Origin of the sequence: Gemmobacter aquatilis (assembly GCF_900110025.1) — a bacterium.
GTDB lineage: Bacteria > Pseudomonadota > Alphaproteobacteria > Rhodobacterales > Rhodobacteraceae > Gemmobacter > Gemmobacter aquatilis.
In genome coordinates this window covers 67,491-84,582 of record NZ_FOCE01000011.1, presented here as the reverse complement: position 1 = coordinate 84,582, position 17,092 = coordinate 67,491, and the positions used below count along the sequence as shown (strand labels likewise).

Sequence of the window (17,092 nt, the reverse complement as noted above, 5' to 3'; positions counted from 1 at the left end):
CCCTACATCCGTTTGGCGGCGGGCAGCAGCAGCAGCAGGGGGCCGTAGATCACGGCGAAACCGCCGAAGGCTGCGATCCACCCTGCCCCCGCGGCCATGTGCAGCAGATGCGCCTGATCCGGCCAGATGCCCGCCGCCAGCCTGGCCAGCACTGCCACGACAAGAGCGGCATAGAGGACCACCGTCCCCGGCCCGGCGGTCAACGCCTGCCCGGTATGGCCCAGCGTGGCCCGCGTCATCACCGCCAGCGTCATCAGACCCGCCGCCCCGCCCATCCACAGGTGCTGCGCGGCTGCCATCCCAAGCGACCCAGGCATCAGGATTTCGGCTGCAATCGCCACGGCCCCCAGCGGAAGGAAGACATAGCCTAGATGCAGGACGGCGACCAAGGGTTCGGCAAGGGTCCGGTCGCCCGCCCAACGGGCCAGCCGGACAAGGTGCAGCCCGCCCGCCAGTAGCAACAGGATTGCAGTTGCGGGGTGGTCTGGCAAGGCAATCCAAGCCAGCAGTCCCAGCAAGAGAACCATGAGCGCCGCCTTGTCGAACCGTTGCATCGGTGGCACCGGCAGACGCCCGGGGGGGCGCTTTGCCAGCCAGTTGCGTGTGAAGGACGGCACGATCCGCCCCCCGATCACTGCGATCATCATGACCACCGCTCCAAGGCCGATGCGCAGGCCGTAGCCCCCCGCCGCATAGTCGCCTCGCGCTGCTTCCCAATGAAAGACGGCGTTGCCCACGATCAGCACGCCCAGCATCGCCAGCACGATCAGGTTGCGCCAGTTTTTGCCCGCCACGATTTCGCGCCCGATCACGGCGGCAAGGGCCAGGGACAAGGCCAGGTCAGCCAGGGCCACGCCAAGCGGCGGCAGATACAGCGACACCGCCACCGCCGCCCGTCCGATCAGCCAAAGGGCAAACAGCCCGCCCAGCGGCCAACCGACAATCGGCAGCCGTCCGGTCCAGTTCGGCACTGCGGTCAGCAGGAATCCCGCGATGACGGCCCCCAGATAGCCGAACAGGAATTCATGCGCATGCCATGACACGGGGTCAAAGGCGGTGGGCAAGGTCAGATCGCCCGACAGCATCGGCACCCAAAGCACCATTGCCAAGGCGGCCCAGACCCCAGCCCCAAAGAAAAAGGGCCGAAAGCCATAAGTCAGGATCGCGGGCCCTGCCCAAGCGCGCATCTGTTCGGTGGATGTGGTCATGGGCCCTCGCGGTGGAACTGAACCCCGGCCTCGGTCAGGATGACGTCCAGCGCGATGTCGTGGGGTTGGGGAAAGATCGTGGCAAGGCGCGCGGATTGCAGGCCAATGCCGATGGTGAACGGGCGCGGCGACAGCGCAGCAAGTGTCCTGTCAAAGTAGCCCCCGCCATAGCCCAGCCGAAAGCCCACCCTATCCCATCCGACAAGCGGGGCAAGGGCGATATCGGGCGTCAGTGGTTCGGCATCGGGCGGCGGCACGGGGATGTTCCAGTCGCCCCGCACCATGGCCATGCCGGGCATCCAGCGGCGAAAGACCAGCGGGGCGGCCTTCACCGCGACCACCGGCAGCGCCAGGGTCACGCCCCTGCCGTGCAAATCCGCCATGAGGTCGCGCAGATCTGGTTCACCTTTGATCGGCCAGTAGGCAGACAGGGTCAGGCCCGCCGCCCCGGAAAACTGCTGGGCCAGCAAGTGACGCAAATGCGCGGATAGAGCGACACCTACCGCTTGCCGGTCTGCCACGCTCAGCGCGTCCCGTGCCACACGCAGGCGGACGCGTTCCGCGCGGCGCCAGCGCGCAACATCCCGTGCCTGTTCGGGGTCCACCGCCAGCGGGTCGAACCCATTGGGAGCGATTTCGCCGGCCAGACAGGGGGACGAGGCGAGCAGACGTCCCTCAGGCATCGGCCCGCCCAGCGGGTTCAAACTGTGGAAATAGCACATCGTTTTCCAGCCGCATATGCTCGGTCAGGTCGGCGGTGAACTCTGCCAGACCCCGGTACAGCGCGGTCCAGGTGCCACAGGCCCCATCTGGCAACGACAGGTTCCCGGTCAAGCGGCGAATTTCGGCCACCTCGCAGTCATGCCCTGCATGATCGGCGCGCATCACTGCGATCGGGTTTTCGATCCCGGGCATGCCGCCTCGACGGATGGCCGGAAACAGGATCAGTTCTTCCTTCTTCATATGCACCTCCATCTCGCCGATCATCTGACGCAACAGGATGGACAGGCCCTCGGGAACACCGTCATCGCCGAAATGCACATCTTCGACCCGCTCGGCCATGGCGGCGAGCACCGGCAATTGTTCCCGGTGGCGGGCGTGATAACGCGTCTCGATGTAGTGGGTCAGGGCGGTGGGGTCTTGATTGCACCCATGTCCATCTGAGTCTCCGTCTTGCAGTCTGGCTTAGACCTGTTAATAGGTATTATAAATACCCATTCAAGGATTGCGACTGACATGCGCCTCACCTCCTTCACCGACTTTGGCTTGCGGATGCTGATGCGGATGGCGGGCGATCCATCCCGCGCATTCACAAGCGCCGAACTGGCCGGGAACCTTGGCCTGTCGCGCAACCATCTGGCCAAGATCATCCAGCATCTGGCGCGCGCCGGTCTGATCGAGACGCGGCGCGGCGGTGGCGGTGGGGCCATGCTGGCCCGCCCTGCGGCCGAGATCCGGCTGGGCCAGATCATCCGGCTTCTGGAGGAAGGCCGGCCGCTGGTGGAGTGTTTCGGGTCAGGGGGCGGCACTTGTTCCATCGATGCCCGCTGCCGCCTGAAAACCCGCCTGCGGTCAGCAGAGGCGGCCTTCCTTGACGATCTGGACCGCTCAACCCTGGCCGATATCGCCTTGACGCCACTGGAAAAGACACCGGGCACTCTGGTGGTCCCGCAATGACACAGGTGGAACGCGATGGCTCGGACTTTGTCGTTTCCGCCCCCCTGCTGGTCCAGGCTTTCAAAGTGACCGAAGACGGGATACGGCAGGCCATACGGGACTGTAGCCTGACCTCGATCTGCGAGGCTGGCGTGGACGCCGACGCCAGGCGCTGGCGCCTGACCTTTCGCCATGCAGGCCGCGCCTGCCGGTTCACGGTGGATGAAGCGGGCACGATCCTGTCAACGTCGCGCTTTCCAGTCCGAGCCCGGTCGTCCGCCACGCCGGATTGACTTAGCCTGACGATTAAGTTAGTAGTCAGTTACTCACTTACTTGGAGACCGCCCGTGCGCAAGACGTCCGATCTGCGGAAGGCTGAAATCGTCGCCACCATCCTGGGCCTCGCTGACCGGATAGGGCCGGATCGGGTGACCACCGGTGCGGTCGCTATCGAAGTTGGCGTGACGCAAGCCGCCATTTTCCGGCATTTTCCAACCAAGGCCGCGATGTGGAACGCGGTGGCCGATCATGTCGCCGAAACGCTGACCACGGCCTGGGATGCGGCGTTGGCGCAGGCCGACCTTCCGGTTGAACGCATCAAGGCGTTGATCGGCGCGCAACTGGGCCAGATCGCGGCAACGCCCGCGATGCCCATGCTCCTCTTCTCGCGCGAACTGAATGTCGAGAACGCGGATCTCCGGGCGGCGTTCCGGGGCCGGTTGGCCACGTTTCACGGCCACTTGGCGCGCGAGGTGGCAGAAGGGCAGCGGGCCGATGCCCTGCGCAGCGATGTGGCGGCGGCGGATGCGGCAGTGCTGCTAGCCTCGCTGGTTCAGGGGGTGGCTATCCGATGGTCGCTCGGCGCGCGCGATTTTGCCCTGCACGCAGAAGGGTTGCGCCTGCTGGATGTCCAGTTGCACCTGCTTTCAGCAAAGGGAGCCTGACTGATGCGCAAGACCTGGCTATTTGCGGTGGCGGCTGTCGTGGCTGCAGGTGCCGGGGCGGTATTCCTGACCGAGCGCCCGCTGACGGTGACGGTGGTTCCGACCGAAGCCGACGTGGCCCTACGCATCTATGGTCTTGGCACGGTCGAGGCGCGGGTGCTGGCGCGCCTGGGGTTCGAGGTGGGTGGGGCGCTTTTGTCGCTTTCAGCCGATGCCGGAGACCGCGTGTCGCAGGGCCAGGACTTGGCCGCATTGCATCAGGCCGAGCAGGAGGCTCGCGTCGCCCGTGCCCGCGCCGCCATGGCGGCGAATACCGCCAATCAGACCAAGGCTGAAGCGGCGGTTGTCCGCGCGCTGGCCATTCTGGCACAGCGCGAGGCCGCCAATCGCCGTCAGGTGGAACTGACGCTGCAGGGCAACGCGCCCGCCCAGCGGGCAGAGGAAGCGCAGCGCGATGAAGATGTCGCCCGCGCCGAGGTGGCTGTGGCAGAGGCCGAGCTGGCCGTCATCCGGGCGCAGGGGCAGGATGCTGTAGCTGCTCTGCAACTCGAACAGACTCTGTTTGATCACCACCGCCTGACCGCGCCCTTCGACGCGTTAGTCGTAACCCGCCTCGCCGAGGCCGGGGCCGTGGTCAGCGCAGGCAACCCGATTTTTATTCTGATCGACCCCGCTACGATCTGGATTCAGGCCTATATCGACGAAGAACGCGCGGGACAGCTGGCGCTTGGCCAGCCCGGCATTATTCGCCTTCGGTCACAGCCTGCCGGCGAATACAGCGGCACCATCGCGCGGATAGGACTCGAAAGCGACCGGGTGAACGAGGAACGCCGCGTCTGGCTGACCTGCGCCGATTGTCCGACCCAGATGTTCCTCGGCGAACAGGCCGAGGTGCGTATCCTGACTGGTACGCGCGACAGCGCTTTGATGGTGCCCGAGATCGCAATCTCCGGCTTCGACGGCCATCGCGGAACTGTCTGGATCGTTCAAGATGGACGGTTGGCACGAACTCAGCTGACCTTTGACGCGCGGGATGATCGCGGTCGGGTCGAGGTGACGGGCGGCCTGCCAGACGGCGCGCAGATCGTCGCTGCTCCGCCACAGGGCGCGGACGAGGGGCGGTTGGCACGCATCGAGGCCGCGCCATGAACCTGGCCATCAAGGACATTCGCCACGGCCTTTTCCGGTTTGTGCTGACCTGCTTTGGGCTTGGCCTTCTGATGACCGTCGTGTTGGCGATGATCGGCATCTACAACGGCCTTGTCGCCGATGCTCTGGCCGTGGTGAAGGCCCCCGCCGCCGATATCTGGGTGGTAGAGGCGGGCACGCAGGGTCCCTTTGCCGAAGCGTCAAGCATCCCCGCCGATACCCGCGACGCCGTGGCGCGCATGCCCGGCGTAGCTGAGGCCGGTGCCATCACCTACCAGACGATCGAGGCCGCGCATGCGGGCCAGACGCTGCGCCTTTACGTTATCGGCTTTGAACCTGGCCGCCCCGGCGGGCCGCAACGCATCGCCGAGGGGCGTGGCTTGGGCACGAGCCATTTCGAACTGCTGGCCGATCGCAAGACCGGGCTCGTGCTGGGTGACACCATCCGTCTTGGCCGTAACCGGTTCAGTGTAGCGGGGTTGGTCGAAGACGCGATGAATTCAGTTGGCGATCCGGCCGTCTACGTGACCTTGGCCGACGCGCTGACACTGCAGACCGCGCTTGACCCCGCGGCCGCTCGCGTGCAGGTCGCCCGCGGGGATCAGGGCATCCGTCCCGCAACCGTGGCAGCCGTCATTGCGCGGCTTGAACCCGGCGCGGATGTGGCGCTGCTCACGGCGACGGTGCGGCAATGGAAACACCTCGCCGCCCTCAGCCAGACCGAACAGGAAGACCTCTTGCTCGCCTCGGTCGTGGATCGGGCGCGGCGGCAGATCGGCTTGTTCCTGGGCATCCTGTTGTCGGTAAGTGCCGTAGTCATTGCGCTGATCATCTACACGATGACGATGGAGAAGCTGAAACAGATCGCCACGCTCAAACTGATCGGTGCGCCGGACCGCACCATCGTGGCGCTGATCGTGCAACAGGCGATGCTCCTTGGGGCCTCGGGTCTTGGGATCGGGCTGGCACTGATCCTCTTGGTCAAGGACAACTTCCCCCGTCGCGTCGTGCTGGAGCCCTTCAACGCACTCGTGCTGACCGGCATCATTCTGGTGGTCTGCCTTGTCGCATCGGGACTTGGCGTTCGCGCGGCGCTGAAGGTCGATCCCGCTACTGCACTCGGGGGCTGACACATGACCTTGGGCGATATTCTGGTCAATGTGCAGGGCGTTGCCAAACACTATGGCGAGGGTGAGACCCGTGTCGATGCCCTGCGCTCCATCGATCTGCGCGTGCACGCGGGAGAGGTCATCGCCTTGCTGGGCCCATCGGGGTCCGGGAAGACGACGCTGCTCAACGTCATCGGGTGCATTCTTGCCCCGACCGCCGGCCGGGTCGAACTCGACGGAGACGCAGTGTTTGACGGCATATGGCTGCGCAGTGATCTACGGCGGCTCCGGCTCGACAAGATCGGCTTCATTTTTCAGGCGCATAACCTTCTGCCCTTCCTGACGGCCGAGGAAAATGTCTCGGTCGTGTTGGATCTTGCCGGTTGGTCCGCAGCGAAGGGCCGCGCTCGTGCGCGCGAACTTCTGGACTATCTGGAGGTCGGACATCGCGCAAAGGTTAAACCCGCCCTGCTGTCAGGGGGCGAGGCGCAACGCGTGGCTATCGCGCGAGCCCTAGCCAACAGGCCCCGCATCATTCTGGCCGATGAACCCACTGCCGCGCTCGACAGTGGTCGGGCGCAACTGGTGATGGATCTCTTGCGCAAACTCGCAACAGAACAAGAGGCCTGCATCATTGCGGTAACCCATGACGAAAAGATCTTCGACCGCTTCGACCGCCTGATCCACCTGCGCGATGGTCGCCTTGCGGACGCCTGAACAAAGGAGAAGGCCATGCCCACCCGCACCCGTTCCCTGAATGTCGTAGCCATCCTCGCAATCGCTTTCGGTCTCTTGACCCTGGTCTCGGGCGGGCGCGCGCTCTTCGGCGGCGCCGACATGGGCGCTGTCGTCCCATTTGTTCTGTGGTTCAACTTCCTGGCAGGGTTTGCCTATGTCGCTGCCGGTCTGGGCCTTTGGTATCAGACCGGCTGGGCAACGGGCCTTGCGATTATCATCGCCCTCGCCACTGCCGCTGTCTTCGCGGCGTTTCTGTGGCGGATTTCGACCGAAGCAGCTTTTGAAACCCGCACCATGGGAGCCATGGTGTTGCGCTTGGCCATCTGGATGATGATCGCAATAGTGGCAAAAGCCAACGGAAGAGTCCGCCAAATATGACTTTGACTGGCGGCTTCTAAGTACTTGCCTTACTGCCTTGGTCCAGAGCCACCGGCCACTTTGGGCCGCCAGCGGCGGGGCTCGGCGCCGAGTTCAGCCGTCGGCCTGAGCAGAATATCGCTGTCAGCGATGCGCTAGATAGTCCGCCGAAACGTACCCCGAGACACTGGGCTTGTCGGTGAGGAAGACCTTGCACCAGACCTTACCGTTATTCGTCACGCAGTTCTGACGGGTGAGGCGCGTTCCGTCTGGCAGGCCGATTATGATTTTGTGGTTGAGGCCCGGGCCTTCGCGAAGCTTCAGGAGATCATCTGACCCGGCACCTTTGACGACTGCACCAGAACCGACCGTGCATCCGGTAGCGATCATGAGGGCGAGGAGCGCAGCAAAATGAGGTCGCATTATCTGTCCTGAATCGTCTCGCCATCAATACAACACCATCACGCTAAATGACAGCGGGCAGAAAACGGACGCGGATAAGCGTTGCATCAGACCAACCATTGACGGCCGGTTCCATCCGGTGGGGCGACGATCCTGATCAGGATTTCGCCGTGGCACCAGTCGAGGGCAGCTTCGGAGAATGAGGCCGCGTAGCATGAGATGAGCCCGACGGACAGCTTAGGGCCGCCTTGGTTCCTTCAAGGCCACATCTGCGCCGCGTGCAAAACGCGGAGGATTGTCACGGCTTCGGCGTCCTCACGGTAGACGACAATGTAGTTCGGTCGAACCACAAGCTCCCGTGTCCCCTGCACGCGGCCAACTCGGCACCGCTTGGGATGGGCAGGAAGCAGGGCAACCTTGCTTTCGATCTCGTCCATCAGAGCGAGCGCTGCTTCAGGATTGTCATCGGAGATGTAGTCAACGATTGCCATCAGGTCAGAAGCTGCGGCAGCCTTCCACAGGAGTTCAGACACGATGCTTTCCGGCGATGAGTGCTCGAGCTTCACTCATGACCTGGTCATGCGGAGTCGCGGGCGTTGGGTCAGCCAGCGCTTCCTGCACCTTGGCCCGAAACCAAGAGTCGTAGGCGTCCGGATTTGCCGTCAACCCGGCCGGCATCCCACCTTCTGCTGCCACACGCGTGAGAAGTATTCGAACCGCATCCGAAAGGGTGAGGCCCACCCCCGCAAGGGCGTCAGCGGCTTTCGCCTTAAGCTGATCATCGACCCGAATGTGGATCATCGAAGACTGTGTGGGCATGGCCTGCTCCGCGGTGTTGAGATGGCAGTATGTATCTCAAATGATACTCAGTCAACGAGGAGGATAGGCGCTACGCTTTCGCAGATCGGCCGTCCAACAGACCCGTACGCTGCGCCCCTTTTGAATGACCGTTTTCGGGATCGCCGTCGCGCAGCATAGGTGGAGGTCGACCGGCGGCTATGGAAAGCGGCCTGATGGCAGTGCAGCGTGGCACTCGCAGCGCCCCCAGGATAGCGGACGCTAATGCAGACCGCAGCGGCCAACCAAGTTGAAACCACCTGACGGGCGGGAAGCGGCCTATGTCGGTGCGGCGCAGTAACCGGCGTAGACCGAGATAGCGGCCCCTTGCACAAGCAGAGATCGGGCGCTCCGAATGTCATCGTCACCCAATACAATTCTTAGGAAAGCTAACGTTTTATGCCAGACAGACGCGCCGCAACCGGTGCGCCGAGAATAACCACCACCATTCGCGTCAGGTGATGCAGGATCACGAAGCCAAGGTCGGCACCGGCCACCAGCGCAAGCACGGTCATCTCTGCCTGCCCACCCGGCGCAAAGGCCAGAAACCCCTCGACCGGATTGGCGAGCCCCGTCAGGGTGACAAGCTCGGTAAAGGCGGCAGCCAGAACCGCGAGAATGGCGACAAAGGCGAGGCCAGACAGGACAAAACCCCGCAGTTCGCGCAGGGTGACACCCACGTACTGGACCCCGATGCTGATGCCGATGAAGAGTTGCGCCGCCAGAATGGCCTCGGCGGGTGGGCGGGCATGGATCAGCCCCGAAAGCGTCAGCGCGGAAGTCACGATCATCGGCCCAAGGATGGAGGCACCGAACAGACCAAACCGCTCGGCACCCTTCCAGCCGATCAAGGCGGCGGCGGTCATCAGGATGATCTCCGAAACCGGAAGATCGCGAAGCGGCGCGCCGATGGCACCGGTCAACCCCGCGCCATAAAGCCCTGCGAGGATCATCGGGGCCGCAGTCACGATCACCAGAACCCGGGTTGCATGGATCAGGGACAGCGCGCGCACATCTGCACCTGCCTCCTGTCCGAAGGTCACCATGTCATGCAGCCCGCCGGGCATCGCGGCATACCACGACGTCACGGGATCAAATCCGAGACGTCGAAAGAACGGCACGCCCACCAAGCCGATCAACACCACATAGATTGGAACCAGCGCCACGCTGCCCGCCATCTGCGGGATGCGCCCCACCACCTCGGGCGTGATCGATGCGCCGATCGCGACCCCCAGAATAGCCCGCGACAGGGTGGAGATCAGCCCCACCCCCTTGAGCGGCATCCCGGCCAGAGCCGCGAGCAGGCAGGCGGCCATCGGCCCGAAGAGGAAGGGTAGCGGCAACCCGGCGATCTGGAACAGGACGGCACCCGCCAACGCAAGGCCGAAAGTCACAAGCCGCATGGACAGCGAAGAAAACACGATGCGACTCCTTGCCGATTTTGAATACAGTTGTATACATATGGACACCAAAATGGCAAGTGAGGTGTCAGGATGACGGAGGACAGCGACCTTTCCCAAGGACAGGGCGCCTACCGCCAGTTGCTTGAAGAGGTGCGTGCGGGCAGGCTTGGCCCTGGAACGCGTCTGCGCGAGACCGATCTTGCCGCGCGTCTGGGAATCAGCCGAACCCCCGTGCGCGAGGCGATCCGCCAGCTGGAGGCCGACGGGCTGGTCGTGCATTTGCCGCGTCAGGGCGCGACGGTGCGCAGCCTCGATTATGCTGAAGTGATCGAACTTTACGAGATGCGCGCGGTGCTGGAGGGGACGGCGGCGCGACTTGCGGCGCGGGCCGCATCCGAGATCGAACTGGCGGAACTTGCCGCACTGAACGCTGATCTGGCCTCTGCCCCGCCGGGCCCCATTGCGCGCGAGTTGAACCGGCAGTTTCACCGCACGCTGCTTGATGCCGCACGCAACCGGTTTCTGGTCAAGGCAGTCAGCGCGCTGCAAAAGACGCTGCTGATCCTTGGGTCCAGCACGCTCACCGACCCTGACCGCGTGACGGCCTCCCTGAGCGAACATGCCACCGTCCTGGCGGCGCTGCAGGCCCGTGACGGGGCGACGGCCGAAGCGGCGATGCGGGCCCATGTCGAAGCGGCCCTGTCCATGCGCATCCGCGCCATGCGTGGTCGCGAGATCCCGCTGCACGACGAGCCGTAGACCGCCATCGCAGCGGGCCAGAGTGCAGAGCGATCGGGCGACGCGTCCTGCCGGTCAACCAAGAGGCGGGCCGCCCCTCGCTGTCCAGCACGAGGAAGGTGAAGGTGGCATCGGTCACCATCACGCTCTCTTCGGCATATCTGTTGCGCCGCCATGCGTCGACATGGATGCGCATCGATGTCCGACCGGTCGAAACCATGTCCGCGTAAAGCGACATTTCCTCCCAACCCTTCACAGGCTTGTGGAAGGTCATCCCCTCTACCGCGATGGTGGCCGAACGGCCCCGCGATGCCCTTGCGGCAAGATTGCCCGCCGCAAGGTCCATCTGGGCCATCAGCCAGCCCCCAAAGTTATCGCCCGACGGGTTGGCGTCGGCGGGCATGGCGATGGTGCGGATGACGGCTCGCCCGCTGGCTGCTCAGAGGACATGGCCACAAGCGGATGCGGGCGTTCGGGTATCCATGTTGCGCCCCCTGTTCAGATGGTCGTCGATTTCGGCGGCCGCCCCGATCATGCGACCGAACAGGAACACGGTAAAGGCCGCGGTTTCCAGATCGCGCGAGGTCAGGGCCCCGGACTGGTAATCCTTCCACAGCACAGACAGAAGCAGCGCCGCGATGATCGCATCGACATTTACGCAGAAGACATAGGGAGAGGCCCCCACCTCGAACAACTCGCGCACCAGATGTCGGTAGAAATCGTGGAAGACGTTGTATTCGCCCCGTTCCTCCATGAAGCGCGCGATAAAGCGTTCGCGCGGGTCAAAGTTTTCAGGCTTGCCCTTGAAGACCGGATGGTGGACGCCGGGAAGGGCGCGCACCTCTTGCCCCAGGTCTTTGGCGCTGCGCTTTTCGGCCTTGTAGGCAAGGGCAAAGCGGCGGGCCATCGCCTTCAGGTCAAGCCCGTGGTCCGGGTTGGCCGGATCTGTCAGCCCGCTGTCGCGGAACTGGTCCAGAAGGAAAGCCATGCCCTCAAACCCGTTGCCGCCGTGGCTGTAGCCCGAATGGGTCAGAAAGCCCATCATCGCCTTGTTGATCTGCACGCGCTCGGGTGTCTGGGGGCCGTCGGCGGCCACCGCGCCCTTGGCACCCTGCGCCGAGATTGCACCGGGGCCGTTGGAGATCAGAAGCCCGATGAGGATCTGGATGTAAAGTGCCTCGTTCGGGGCTGGCCTTTTGCCGGTCATTGCAAGGCAGCAGAGGTCGGCCATTGTCCAGTCCTGAAACCGCTCGGCGCGGGGAATGCCCCAGAGGCTGCCGGGCTGGTGATGCTGGCCGGGGATCGTCGCCCCCACCATCACGCCATAAAGCCGCAGATACCAGGGCAGCGTCCCGGCCGTCAGTCGGCTGATCCGCTTGCGCACCAGCGGGCCCCAGGCGATCGTCGTGGTGATGGCGGCAAGGATCGCGTCACGGGAGACACGGGCGCCCAGACCCATCAGGAAGTTCAGAAAGACCGACCGGCCGCCACGGGCGGCAATCGCCTCCAGCATCGCCTCGGGTCTTGGGTCGTCAGCCTCATCGGCGGTGGCAAGGAACAACCGGCGCGTCGCGTCATCGATCTGGATCCTGGACAGGTCAAAGCCTTCGTCGCGGCCATCGCGCAAGCCGGATTTGGCGAAAAGCTCGATCAGCGCCTGCGCGCAGGCCAGGGCCCGCTCCAGCCGGTGCGGGCCGGTAATACCCGCGGCGACCGCCATGATCGCGTTTGGGGCATTGGCCCCCGCACGCGCGGCATCGGTCGCGACAAGGATCGGATCCCCCACCAGGTTGACCTCAGCAGCCACAGCTACATCGAGCAGCGCCCGATCATTCGCGTCGGCAATTTCGTGGACAAGCGGCAAGGCAAACATTGCCTCAAGCGGTTGCAGCGCCAGATCGAGCACAGTGTGACCATGCACGCTGGTCACCTGTGTCTGGGCATCCATCACGCTGGCACCTGATTTGTCCTTCATCCCCTGCCGCGCGATGACCGCGCCGATCTGGTCAGACAGTCCGGCGATCTGCTGGTCGTAAGGGGAAGGTGCGGTCACCACGGGCAGGGCGATCTCGGATGGCAGCGGCAGCCCCTGATCGTTCGCGATCCATGGCTTCAATGTCAGCGATCCGCGCGGCGCAAAATCGGGTGAGGCCCCGTTCAGCGCCATCACCGCCGTAAGCGCCGCCGGAATGTCGGCAATGTTCGTCACCAGTGCACCCTTGGCCGAAACGTGCGGTGTTGCGGGCGTGAATATGCCTTTGACTCCGAACGCTTCCATGAACCAGCGCTCCTTGTCCTCGGCACTGTCGCCCGCGCCTGCCATCGCCCCGGCATGGCCCACGGCGCGTGTCAGCCGTGATTTCCAGCGGCCCACCACACAGGCAACCACGGGCTTGGACCATTCGATGCCCCGTTCGTAATAGCCGCCAGGTTCGACATAGAGCACCGCCGCACGCGAGCGGGAGTCATTGCCGAAGGCGTGGGCAAAGTCACGCGCGGCATACTGGATGTACACATCCTTGCCCGACGAAATCAGCGTCGTCGTTCCCCATCCAGCCGTCGCCATGTATTGCGCGATGGTGGTCGTGAACCCGCCCGAGTTCGAGAAAACGGCGACCGAGCCCTTGATGAGTGACTCCTCGGGGTGATCTCCACCAAGCGCGCCGCCAATGCGCACGCGCGACCAACTGTCAGCAACACCAAGGCAGTTGCCCCCGACGATATCGATGCCCGAGGTTTGCGCCATGGCCCGGATCTCGCGCGCGTCATGGACCGCGATCTTTTCGGTGATGATGACGATCTTGCGCAGCTCCGGGTTGACGCGGATCAACTCGGCCACGCCATCGCGCACGCCCGAAGGTGGCAGATAGACGACCCCGGTGTTGAAACGATGCCCGGCTCTCAGCCCTTCAAGCACGGTGTTGAACACCGGAATGTCGCCTGCCAGCGTCTTCAGAACCTGCCCCGACCGGCCCGGCGAGGTGCCGAACACCACATTGCCACCCGAGAAGGCGTGGCTGACCGGCGTCACAGTGCGGCTTTCGCTCCCCAGAATGTTCAGCACACAAACCCGGTCATCGGGCGTTGCGATCTGATCCAGACGGTCAATGCCCAGAAAATACGGAAAATCCGCGACCCCTTGGCGATACATGGCAAGTCTCCTGTCAGATGCTGATGTTCATCGCGCGGGCAATCTCGGCACGCCCACCGCCGCGCATCCATTGGTCGACCTGCTTGGCATGGTTGACCACTTCGGAAATTGCGCTGTCGAAGCCGAAAAAGCGGTAGGGCACGCCAAGGCTGTCCAGCGTATCGGCAAGGTTGCCCATGCCGCGCACAAGGTTCGGACCGCCGCGCCCAACCACGACATAGAGCGGCACCGGTCCATGCCGGGCAAAGTGCTCGCGCAGAGCATCACCCATGCCCCGGAAGGTTTCCAGAATGTCGGTATTGTTCGACTTGCCGCCAATGATGAACAGGACATTGGTCTGCTTCAGGAAATGACGGTAGCAGATCGAGGCGACGGCCTTCATCTTCTCATAGGGCGGGTTGCCCCCAAAATCGGAGGAGATGATGGCGGCATCGCCCAGAACCTCGGTCACCAGACTGTTCGCCCCACCGCCAAAGGTTGGCGCAAGGATGGTGCCCTTTTCGTTGATGACGAAGACGTCCGACTGCCCCTGATGGGTGCGCAGCTGGTTCACCTCTTGCTCGAACTCGGAAATGTCGGCGGCGAACAGATAATCCGGCAGGCCGAGGCGACCCACGCGCAGGTCGTCCCGGTCAAAGCCGCATTTGAAGTCGCAGGCGATGGGGGTCAGCCGGCCATCGCGGCCCGGCATCATGCGGATCGGGTTCAACTCCAGCGTTGTCATGCCGTAGTGGTGCATCAGCTCCCACAGTTTCGGCAGATGCTGCGTCAGGGGCGAGATGATCTCACGCGGGGCACCGATCTCGGTCAAGGCATTGGCGACGACGAAGGCCTTCATCCCCGTCAATGCATCAAACGGAACGCTCGCGATCTCGGACTTGTCGAGTTCCTCGATATCCACCCCGCCGCGGTGGGTCAGCGTCATCGTTGGGGCACGAAAGCGCGTGTCGTCGGTGATCGCGAAATAGACCTCATGTTCCGCAGGGACGCCCGCCTCGAAGGTCACGCCATTGGCCTTGGCGACCGCATTGCCGTGGCGGTGCTCGGCAAAGTAGAGCCGCTCCTTTTCCGCCAGTGCGGTTCCCAGATCACGGGCGCGACCAATCAGCCCGGCCTTGCCCTTCTTCCCCACCCCGCCCCGGAACAGCGGCTTGATGAAGATCAGGCCGTGTCGGTCGATCAGACCCTGGATCTGATCCTCTGTTGCGTCGGGGCCAAGGATTTCCGACGTGGGAAATCCGACATGGGCCAGCAGACGTGCACCCGTGAGCATTCCGGTCACCTGCATCAGGTTCCTCCAGTTGGCTATGAGATTTTGGGGGAGATAGGAGGGGACCTGGCCGCAGGTCAGCGCGCGGCCAGGTCAGGGGGACGGATCAGGCGTCCTTGAACACCTCGTCGCGCGATTTGCGGATCGACGGCAGCACCGCGACGAGCAGAGCGAAGGCCCCGATGGCCAGAAGGAAGGCCGACAGCGGCGAGGTGATAAAGGTGGTCATGCTGCCATCCGAAATGATCAGCGCCTGACGCAGCTTTTCTTCCAGCAGCCGGCCCAGCACGAAGCCAAGCGCAAGCGGCGCGGCCTCGAACTGCAGCTTCCACAGCGCAAATCCCACCAGACCCATCGCACCAGCCATCATCACCTGCGTCGGCTCGTTCGAGATCGAGAAGAGACCGATGCAGCAGAAGGCGACAATGGCAGGGAAGAGCAAGCGGTATGGCACCTGCAGCAGCTTCACCCAGAGGCCGATCAGGGGCAGGTTGATGATGACCAGCATCAGGTTGCCGATCCACATGCTGGCGATCAGGCCCCAGAACAGCTCCGGGTTGCGCTCGATGACCTGCGGACCGGGAACAATGCCCTGGATCATCATGGCGCCCACCATAAGCGCCATCACCGCATTGGGTGGCAGGCCCAGCGTCATCAAGGGAATGAACGAGGTCTGCGCGCCGGCATTGTTTGCCGATTCAGGCCCTGCAACCGCCTGCGAAACGCCGGTGCCAAAGTCCTGCGGGCGCTTCGACAGCCGCTTTTCCATCGCGTAGCTGGCGAATGGGCCGAGGATCGCGCCGTTGCCGGGAAGCACACCGAGCACCGCACCGATACCCGTCCCGCGCAGGATTGCGCCCATGTTTTCGCGCAGGTCACGCAGGCTGGGCCAGAGCCGCCCGATCGAACCCTTCACCAGATCGCGCTTTTCGGGGTCAGCCAGATTCTTGAAGATCTCGCCGAAGCCGAAGACGCCCATCGCCAGCACGACGAATTCGATCCCGTCGGTCAGCATGTGCAGGCCAAAGGTCATCCGTTCGCGCCCGGTTTCCATATCCGCCCCAACGCAGGACAGAAGCACGCCCGCCAGGATCATCGCCACGGCCTTGGTCAGCGATCCATGCGCCAGCACGACCGCAAACACGAGGCCCATGACCATCAGCGAGAAATACTCTGCCGGACCGAAGAGCAGACCCAGCTTGGTCATCGGAACGCCAAGCGCCGCAATGACGATGGTCGCAAAGGTGCCGGCGATGAACGATCCGATGGCGGCAAGCCCAAGTGCCAGCCCGGCCTGCCCGCGCTTTGCCATCTCGTGCCCGTCAATCGCGGTGACGACGGCCGTGGCCTCGCCCGGGATGTTCACCAGAATGGCCGTGGTCGAGCCGCCATACTGCGCGCCGTAGTAAATCCCGGCCAGCATGATCAGGGCACCGGTCGGGTCCAGCGCCAGCGTGACCGGCAGCAAGATCGAGATGGTCGCGACCGGGCCGACACCGGGAAGCACACCCACAAGCGTGCCGATAAGGCAGCCAACAAAGCAGAAAAACACATTCTTGAGCGTGAGCGCGACGGCAAAGCCCAGCCCCAGATTGTACAGCATGTCCATCATGTCAGTATCCGATCAGCCAAGGCGCAACAGGCAGCGAAAGCCCGAGCGCGAAACGGAACAAGGCAATGCAGAGCGCAGACAACACCACCGTGAAGATCAGAAGCTCCACCAGACGCGCATCCTTTGCCGCCATGCCCGAGCAGAAGATCGCCAGCGGCGTTGCGACCGCCATTCCCAGCACCGGGATCTTGAACGATCCGAAATCAAAACCACGGATCGTCAGGGCAAAGAGGAAGATCCCGACCAGCACCGGAACCATGTCTCGGATCGGCCAGTTGCCGGTTGATTCCGGTGGCTCGCGCCAGCAGATCGCCAGCTGCACAATTCCCAGAAGGATGATCAGCACCGACAACGCGCGCGGCAGAAGGCCTGATCCAACCCCCCCTTCGGTGAAGAAGGGAAGATCGGCGCTGGCATAGAGGGCAAAGAGCCCGAAAACCACGAGGCAGAGCCCGGCCAGCCGTTCTCGGCCGATCAAGGGTCGTGGCGGGGGCGGGTTGGTGACCTCGTGGCTCATT

The 17,092-nt window shown here is 63.8% G+C and carries 19 protein-coding genes and 1 pseudogene; 8 read left to right on the top strand and 12 right to left on the bottom strand.

The window, feature by feature from the left end; genetic code table 11:
• Positions 1-2: 2 nt before the first annotated feature.
• From BMX43_RS16380 to BMX43_RS16370, 3 genes are read right to left on the bottom strand one after another with little or no spacing between them, the layout of a single operon-like run.
• Positions 3-1,208 (bottom strand): NnrS family protein, encoded by a 1,206-nt coding sequence (locus tag BMX43_RS16380; protein WP_091303238.1) that lies wholly within the window; start codon positions 1,206-1,208, stop codon positions 3-5.
• Positions 1,205-1,891, bottom strand: coding sequence for a 5-formyltetrahydrofolate cyclo-ligase (locus BMX43_RS16375; protein ID WP_091303237.1), 687 nt, complete (start codon positions 1,889-1,891; stop codon positions 1,205-1,207). The genes BMX43_RS16380 and BMX43_RS16375 overlap by 4 nt, the downstream gene beginning before the upstream one ends.
• On the bottom strand, positions 1,884-2,324 hold the full coding sequence (locus tag BMX43_RS16370) for a hemerythrin domain-containing protein (protein WP_281243151.1): 441 nt from the start codon (positions 2,322-2,324) through the stop codon (positions 1,884-1,886). The genes BMX43_RS16375 and BMX43_RS16370 overlap by 8 nt, the downstream gene beginning before the upstream one ends.
• Before the next feature lie 120 nt (positions 2,325-2,444).
• Here BMX43_RS16370 and BMX43_RS16365 point away from each other — a divergent pair, with 120 nt between their 5' ends.
• From BMX43_RS16365 to BMX43_RS16335, 7 genes are read left to right on the top strand one after another with little or no spacing between them, the layout of a single operon-like run.
• The gene (locus BMX43_RS16365; RefSeq protein ID WP_091303235.1) at positions 2,445-2,885 is read left to right on the top strand and encodes an RrF2 family transcriptional regulator; all 441 of its coding nucleotides are present in this window, start codon (positions 2,445-2,447) and stop codon (positions 2,883-2,885) included.
• Complete coding sequence (locus BMX43_RS16360; RefSeq protein WP_091303234.1) at positions 2,882-3,157, top strand: DUF6522 family protein; 276 nt, start codon at positions 2,882-2,884, stop codon at positions 3,155-3,157. Before BMX43_RS16365 ends, BMX43_RS16360 begins: the two co-directional genes overlap by 4 nt.
• 54 nt (positions 3,158-3,211) lie before the next feature.
• Complete coding sequence (locus BMX43_RS16355; RefSeq protein WP_091303233.1) at positions 3,212-3,808, top strand: TetR/AcrR family transcriptional regulator; 597 nt, start codon at positions 3,212-3,214, stop codon at positions 3,806-3,808.
• Positions 3,809-3,811: 3 nt separating this feature from the next.
• Entirely contained in the window at positions 3,812-4,957 is a 1,146-nt protein-coding gene (locus tag BMX43_RS16350; RefSeq protein WP_091303232.1) for an efflux RND transporter periplasmic adaptor subunit, read from the top strand.
• Positions 4,954-6,087 (top strand): ABC transporter permease, encoded by a 1,134-nt coding sequence (locus BMX43_RS16345; RefSeq protein WP_091303231.1) that lies wholly within the window; start codon positions 4,954-4,956, stop codon positions 6,085-6,087. The genes BMX43_RS16350 and BMX43_RS16345 overlap by 4 nt, the downstream gene beginning before the upstream one ends.
• 3 nt (positions 6,088-6,090) lie before the next feature.
• Positions 6,091-6,783, top strand: a complete 693-nt coding sequence (locus tag BMX43_RS16340; protein WP_091303230.1) for an ABC transporter ATP-binding protein — start codon at positions 6,091-6,093, stop codon at positions 6,781-6,783.
• A 15-nt stretch (positions 6,784-6,798) separates the two neighbouring features.
• Positions 6,799-7,182: a hypothetical protein gene (locus tag BMX43_RS16335; RefSeq protein WP_091303229.1), complete on the top strand. Its 384-nt coding sequence runs from the start codon at positions 6,799-6,801 to the stop codon at positions 7,180-7,182.
• 123 nt (positions 7,183-7,305) lie between these two features.
• Here BMX43_RS16335 and BMX43_RS16330 read toward each other — a convergent pair whose 3' ends face one another.
• From BMX43_RS16330 to BMX43_RS16315, 4 genes are all read right to left on the bottom strand, one after another.
• Positions 7,306-7,584, bottom strand: coding sequence for an SH3 domain-containing protein (locus tag BMX43_RS16330; RefSeq protein ID WP_091303228.1), 279 nt, complete (start codon positions 7,582-7,584; stop codon positions 7,306-7,308).
• 236 nt (positions 7,585-7,820) lie between these two features.
• Complete coding sequence (locus BMX43_RS16325) at positions 7,821-8,096, bottom strand: type II toxin-antitoxin system RelE/ParE family toxin (RefSeq protein ID WP_091303227.1); 276 nt, start codon at positions 8,094-8,096, stop codon at positions 7,821-7,823.
• Positions 8,089-8,382 (bottom strand): type II toxin-antitoxin system RelB family antitoxin, encoded by a 294-nt coding sequence (gene relB, locus BMX43_RS16320; protein WP_091303226.1) that lies wholly within the window; start codon positions 8,380-8,382, stop codon positions 8,089-8,091. The genes BMX43_RS16325 and relB overlap by 8 nt, the downstream gene beginning before the upstream one ends.
• A gap of 407 nt (positions 8,383-8,789) precedes the next feature.
• Positions 8,790-9,803, bottom strand: coding sequence for an AbrB family transcriptional regulator (locus BMX43_RS16315; protein ID WP_091303225.1), 1,014 nt, complete (start codon positions 9,801-9,803; stop codon positions 8,790-8,792).
• 90 nt (positions 9,804-9,893) lie between these two features.
• Here BMX43_RS16315 and BMX43_RS16310 point away from each other — a divergent pair, with 90 nt between their 5' ends.
• Entirely contained in the window at positions 9,894-10,562 is a 669-nt protein-coding gene (locus BMX43_RS16310; protein WP_091303224.1) for a GntR family transcriptional regulator, read from the top strand.
• Between the two features lie 154 nt (positions 10,563-10,716).
• On the opposite strand, the pseudogene BMX43_RS20410 reads toward BMX43_RS16310, so the two are convergent.
• The 5 genes and pseudogenes from BMX43_RS20410 to BMX43_RS16285 form a co-directional block, all read right to left on the bottom strand.
• Positions 10,717-10,944 (bottom strand): annotated as a pseudogene (locus BMX43_RS20410) (acyl-CoA thioesterase); the annotation flags it as partial.
• A 36-nt stretch (positions 10,945-10,980) separates the two neighbouring features.
• Entirely contained in the window at positions 10,981-13,692 is a 2,712-nt protein-coding gene (locus BMX43_RS16300) for a CoA-binding protein (RefSeq protein ID WP_091303223.1), read from the bottom strand.
• Positions 13,693-13,705: 13 nt separating this feature from the next.
• A complete protein-coding gene (locus tag BMX43_RS16295) occupies positions 13,706-14,980 on the bottom strand; it encodes an ATP citrate lyase citrate-binding domain-containing protein (protein ID WP_091303222.1) in 1,275 nt (424 codons plus the stop codon).
• A gap of 88 nt (positions 14,981-15,068) precedes the next feature.
• A complete protein-coding gene (locus BMX43_RS16290; protein ID WP_091303221.1) occupies positions 15,069-16,574 on the bottom strand; it encodes a tripartite tricarboxylate transporter permease in 1,506 nt (501 codons plus the stop codon).
• A 1-nt stretch (position 16,575) separates the two neighbouring features.
• The gene (locus tag BMX43_RS16285; protein ID WP_091303220.1) at positions 16,576-17,091 is read right to left on the bottom strand and encodes a tripartite tricarboxylate transporter TctB family protein; all 516 of its coding nucleotides are present in this window, start codon (positions 17,089-17,091) and stop codon (positions 16,576-16,578) included.
• Position 17,092: the final 1 nt, after the last annotated feature.

Coding starts and splice junctions, on each gene's coding strand:
- BMX43_RS16290 (WP_091303221.1), bottom strand. CDS start 16,574: ATGATGGACATGCTGTACAATCTGGGGCTGGGCTTTGCCGTCGCGCTC.
- BMX43_RS16335 (WP_091303229.1), top strand. CDS start 6,799: ATGCCCACCCGCACCCGTTCCCTGAATGTCGTAGCCATCCTCGCAATC.
- BMX43_RS16345 (WP_091303231.1), top strand. CDS start 4,954: ATGAACCTGGCCATCAAGGACATTCGCCACGGCCTTTTCCGGTTTGTG.
- BMX43_RS16380 (WP_091303238.1), bottom strand. CDS start 1,208: ATGACCACATCCACCGAACAGATGCGCGCTTGGGCAGGGCCCGCGATC.
- BMX43_RS16365 (WP_091303235.1), top strand. CDS start 2,445: ATGCGCCTCACCTCCTTCACCGACTTTGGCTTGCGGATGCTGATGCGG.
- BMX43_RS16310 (WP_091303224.1), top strand. CDS start 9,894: ATGACGGAGGACAGCGACCTTTCCCAAGGACAGGGCGCCTACCGCCAG.
- BMX43_RS16350 (WP_091303232.1), top strand. CDS start 3,812: ATGCGCAAGACCTGGCTATTTGCGGTGGCGGCTGTCGTGGCTGCAGGT.
- BMX43_RS16295 (WP_091303222.1), bottom strand. CDS start 14,980: ATGCAGGTGACCGGAATGCTCACGGGTGCACGTCTGCTGGCCCATGTC.
- BMX43_RS16375 (WP_091303237.1), bottom strand. CDS start 1,891: ATGCCTGAGGGACGTCTGCTCGCCTCGTCCCCCTGTCTGGCCGGCGAA.
- BMX43_RS16285 (WP_091303220.1), bottom strand. CDS start 17,091: ATGAGCCACGAGGTCACCAACCCGCCCCCGCCACGACCCTTGATCGGC.
- BMX43_RS16360 (WP_091303234.1), top strand. CDS start 2,882: ATGACACAGGTGGAACGCGATGGCTCGGACTTTGTCGTTTCCGCCCCC.
- relB (WP_091303226.1), bottom strand. CDS start 8,382: ATGCCCACACAGTCTTCGATGATCCACATTCGGGTCGATGATCAGCTT.
- BMX43_RS16340 (WP_091303230.1), top strand. CDS start 6,091: ATGACCTTGGGCGATATTCTGGTCAATGTGCAGGGCGTTGCCAAACAC.
- BMX43_RS16315 (WP_091303225.1), bottom strand. CDS start 9,803: ATGCGGCTTGTGACTTTCGGCCTTGCGTTGGCGGGTGCCGTCCTGTTC.
- BMX43_RS16330 (WP_091303228.1), bottom strand. CDS start 7,584: ATGCGACCTCATTTTGCTGCGCTCCTCGCCCTCATGATCGCTACCGGA.
- BMX43_RS16300 (WP_091303223.1), bottom strand. CDS start 13,692: ATGTATCGCCAAGGGGTCGCGGATTTTCCGTATTTTCTGGGCATTGAC.